Origin of the sequence: Mesorhizobium sp. M7A.F.Ca.CA.004.04.2.1, assembly GCF_004022825.1 — a bacterium.
Taxonomy (GTDB): domain Bacteria; phylum Pseudomonadota; class Alphaproteobacteria; order Rhizobiales; family Rhizobiaceae; genus Mesorhizobium.
On sequence record NZ_RZPH01000510.1, the window covers coordinates 1 to 4,200 of the forward strand.

Annotated in this window: 5 protein-coding genes; 3 read left to right on the plus strand and 2 right to left on the minus strand. The window is 64.0% G+C overall.

From position 1 onward, the window contains the following. The 3 genes from EN893_RS21300 to EN893_RS21310 all read left to right on the plus strand — a co-directional run. Nucleotides 1-929: GMC oxidoreductase (locus EN893_RS21300; RefSeq protein ID WP_206640151.1), on the plus strand; the 929-nt coding region annotated here is incomplete at its 5' end. Between the two features lie 17 nt (nt 930-946). Next, nucleotides 947-1,255, plus strand: a complete 309-nt coding sequence (locus EN893_RS21305; protein ID WP_127269872.1) for a Dabb family protein — start codon at nt 947-949, stop codon at nt 1,253-1,255. Between the two features lie 171 nt (nt 1,256-1,426). Further along, the gene (locus EN893_RS21310) at nt 1,427-2,644 is read left to right on the plus strand and encodes an MFS transporter (RefSeq protein ID WP_164748667.1); all 1,218 of its coding nucleotides are present in this window, start codon (nt 1,427-1,429) and stop codon (nt 2,642-2,644) included. Nucleotides 2,645-2,651: 7 nt separating this feature from the next. Here EN893_RS21310 and EN893_RS21315 read toward each other — a convergent pair whose 3' ends face one another. Then, nucleotides 2,652-3,497 (minus strand): EamA family transporter, encoded by an 846-nt coding sequence (locus tag EN893_RS21315; RefSeq protein ID WP_013529691.1) that lies wholly within the window; start codon nt 3,495-3,497, stop codon nt 2,652-2,654. Next, nucleotides 3,494-4,200, minus strand: a 707-nt coding sequence (locus EN893_RS21320; RefSeq protein ID WP_128361756.1) for an endonuclease/exonuclease/phosphatase family protein, incomplete at its 5' end; no start/stop codon positions are given. The genes EN893_RS21320 and EN893_RS21315, both read right to left, overlap by 4 nt.

Here is a 4,200-nt window from a genome sequence, read left to right on the forward strand (position 1 = left end):
GGCCAGGCGGCGAGAAGAAAATCCTGCACGCCGAGCGCGAGGTGATCGTCTCGTCCGGCGCCATCGGCTCGCCGAAACTCCTGATGCAGTCGGGCATCGGCCCCGCGGACCATCTGAAGTCGGTCGGCGTCACGCCGGTGCATGACCTGCCCGGCGTCGGCTCCAACATGCAGGACCATCTCGATCTGTTCGTCATCGCCGAATGCACCGGCGATCACACCTATGACAACTACGCCAAGCTGCACCGCACGGCCTGGGCCGGCCTGCAATATCTGCTGCTGAAGAAGGGGCCGGTGGCCTCCAGCCTGTTCGAGACCGGCGGCTTCTGGTACGCCGACCCGACAGCCGCCTCGCCCGACATCCAGTTTCATCTCGGCTTGGGCTCCGGCATCGAAGCCGGCGTCGAGAAGCTGAAAAACCCCGGCGTCACCCTGAACTCGGCTTTCCTGCGGCCGCGCTCGCGCGGCACCGTGCGGCTGAAGAGCGCCGACCCGGCCGACCATCCGCTGATTGATCCGAACTACTGGTCCGATCCCTATGACCGCGCCATGTCGATCAAGGGGCTGCGGCTGGCCCGCGAGATCATGCGGCAGAAGGCGCTTGCCCCTTACGTGCTGCGCGAGGTGCTGCCCGGCCCGTCGCTCGCCAGCGACGACGAGCTGTTCGACTATGCCTGCCGCAGTTCCAAGACCGACCACCATCCGGTCGGCACCTGCCGCATGGGCCATGATGATATGGCTGTCGTGACGCCGGATCTGCGGCTGCGCGGTATCGAGGGCCTGCGCGTCTGCGATGCCTCGGTGATGCCGCGCGTGCCTTCATCCAACACCAATGCGCCGACCATCATGGTCGGTGAAAAGGGCGCCGACCTGGTCCTTGGCCGCGAGCCGCTGCCGCCGGCGGTGTTTTCCGGAAACCGGGCTGCTTAGCCACTGAGGGGTAAGATATGATCAGGCACTGTGTTTTCGCTAGATTCCGCAATGATGTCGCCACCACCGAGCGCATGGCGATCCATTCCGATCTCGAGGCGCTTCGACAGGTGATCGACGGCATGGACGCCGTAAAATTAAGCGCCAATGTCAGCCCGGAGCCGTTCGCACGCGGCTTCACCCACGGCTTCACCATCGATTTCCGCGATGCTGCCGCGCGCGATGCCTATCTTGTGCATGAAGCGCACCAGCGCGCCGGCGCGCGCCTGGTTGCTGCCCTGGAAGGCGGCACGGACGGACTGCTGGTGTTTGATCTCGAAATCTAGACCTCACCCTCAAGCCACGATCGAGTTCATCGACAGATGGCACCGGTCGCTCTCATCGCACCTTCCGCCATTCCAGCTGGCGTTCGATCAAATGAGCCACGCGAAAACGTGACCACCGGTCTTCCCTGAACTGGCCGATAATTCCCCCCATCGATGATGATGGAGGAAGATTTGCCCCTTAATTCGCAGCAGAAGAAGACCGTCCTCGCCTCATTCCTGGGCTGGACGCTCGATGCTTTCGATTTCTTCCTTCTGACATTCCTGCTCACCGATATCGCGACCGAATTCCACGCCGACGTGCCCGCAGTCTCCAAGGCGCTATTCCTGACCTTGGCGACACGCTTCATCGGCGCGTTCTTCTTCGGCATGCTTGCCGACAAATATGGGCGCAAGCCCATCCTCATGCTCAACATCGTCAGCTATTCGGTGATCGGCGCGCTGGCCGCCTTCTCGCCCAATCTTGGCATTTTCCTGGCGCTGCGCGCGCTGTTCGGTATCGCCATGGGCGGCGAATGGGGACTGGGCAGTTCGCTGGCCATGGAATCCATTCCGCCGAGCGCACGCGGCATGGTCTCCGGCATCCTGCAATGCGGCTATCCGGCCGGCTATCTGCTGGCGGCGGTGGTCTATGGCCTGCTCTATCAGCAGACGATCGGCGGCTACACGATCGGCTGGCGCGCCATGTTCCTGCTCAGCTTCGTGCCGGCGCTGATCGTGCTCTTCATCCGATCGCATGTGCCGGAATCGCCGGCCTTCGTCGAAGCGCAGAAGACCGCGAGACCGGGCATGTGGGAAACGCTGCAGAAGCACTGGGGCGTCGCGCTCTATGCCGTCGTCCTGATGATGTTCTTCAATTTCTTGAGTCATGGCACGCAGGACCTCTACCCTACCTTCCTGAAGAAGCAGCACGGCTTCGATCCGCATACGGTGAGCTGGATCACCATCGTCGCCAATATCGGCGCCATCGTCGGCGGCCTGGCTTTCGGCGCGCTGTCGGAGAAGATCGGCCGCGTCAACGCCATCACGCTGGCATGCCTGATCGCCTTGCCATCCATCCCGCTATGGGCCTACTCGACCACGCCGTTCATGCTCGCCATCGGCGCCTTCGTCATGCAGGTCGCGGTCCAGGGTGCCTGGGGCGTCATCCCCGTGCACCTCAACGAGCTTTCGCCCGGCGCGGTGCGGGCGACCTTGCCCGGCTTTATTTATCAGGCGGGCAATCTCGCCGCGTCCTATGGCGGCCCCTATCAGGCGGGAATCGCGGAAAGCGCCGGAGGCAGCTATGGCTATGCCCTGGCGCTGTTCGCAGGCGTGGTCGCCGTCTGCATCATCGTCGTCATCCGTTTCAGCCCGGAACGACGTGGCCAGGTGATGACCGTCCTGACCTGAGCGGCGCCTAACCAAGCCTCAGCGCGACGACGCCGGCCACGATGCTGAGCGCGGCGGCACCGCGCCAGCCGGTCATTTTTTCGCCGAGAGCGAAGACCGAGATCATCATGGCGAACAGGATCGAGGTTTCGCGCAGCGAGGCCACCGAAGCGATCGGTGCTTTGGTCATCGCCCACATGACGATCCAGTAGGCGGCGCCGCTGAGCACGCCGGTGAACAGCCCTGCCTTCCAGTCGCGCGCCAGCACCGGCAGTGCCTTCGGCCCACGGAAGATGAGGCACAGCACCAACGCGCCAAAAGCATCGCAGATGAACAGCCAGGCGGCATAGCTCTGCGCGGTTGCCGCCAGCCGCGCGCCACTGCCGTCCGACAGCGTATAGCTGGCGATGAAGATGGAGGTGCCGAGCGCAAAACCGACCGCGCGCAGGTTAAGCTTTTCCAGATGCGCGCCGCCACGAAACGACATCACCAGCGTGCCGGCCGACAACAGGAAGATACCGAGCATGGCGAACGGGCCGGGAATCTCGGCAACGACGAACATGCCTCCAAAGGCCGAGAGCAGAGGTGCTGTGCCCCGTGCCAGCGGATAGGTCTGTGCGAAATCGCCGGCCTTGTAGGCGCCGATCAGGAAGGTCCGGTAGCCCATGTGGAAAATGACCGAGGCGATGATGTAGGGCCACACCTCCGCCTTCGGCACTTCGACGAAGGGCAGCACCACGAGTGCCGCCGCGCCCATGCCTAATGTCATCAGCGTGATCGACAGGAAGCGGTCGAGATGAACCTTGACCAGCGCATTCCAGATCGCGTGCATGGCAGCGGCGGCAAGCACTGCAAAGAAGACGAAAAGCGTCATGTGGCGATGCCGGGCGTTTCCAGGTCTATGTCGACCCGCAGCGGAAAATGATCCGAGGCAACCTCGCCGATGTCGGCACTGATCGAACGCACCCGCCCGGCGAACATGCCGCCGACGAAGCAATGGTCGAGCCGGCGCTTTGCCAGTCTGCCGTCGATGGTCTTCACATGGGTGTGGAAGTCCGGAACCGGCTCCCCGGCAACGGCGGCGGCATCGACGAAACCGCTGAGATAGGCGGCACCCCTATGGTAGGGCGTGCTGCCGACGATGCGGCGATACTCGGCGCTGTCCGGCTCCATGTTGAAATCGCCCATCCAGATCGCCGCCAGCGGGTTTTCCGGCTCCGCTTCGCCGCTGGTCCAATTGCGCGTGGGCTCGTCGTCGACGCCGCTCCACGGTCCGCCATCGGACGGTGCCCGGCGATGCTCGGCCATGAGGTAGTCGATCTGCTCCAGCCGCTCCTCGGCCGCGATGTGGGCGAGATGCAGCGACAACACCCGCACCGGCCCTGCCGGGGTGCGGATCATGCATTCAAGCGCGGCGTTGCGGGTGTTGAGCGGCCGCTGCGTGCGGCGCATCGGCAGCGCATGCAGCCGCGACCAGACGATCGGAAGTTTCGACAGCAGCATGGTGCCAAACTGGCGGCGCCGATTGACCAGACGGCCGTCGCGCCTTTCGCTGGCATCCATGTCGAAGGCCGGGC

Excerpts from the sequence above, each read along its gene's own strand:
- EN893_RS21305 (WP_127269872.1), top strand. The coding sequence starts at position 947 with ATGATCAGGCACTGTGTTTTCGCTAGATTCCGCAATGATGTCGCCACC.
- EN893_RS21315 (WP_013529691.1), bottom strand. The coding sequence starts at position 3,497 with ATGACGCTTTTCGTCTTCTTTGCAGTGCTTGCCGCCGCTGCCATGCAC.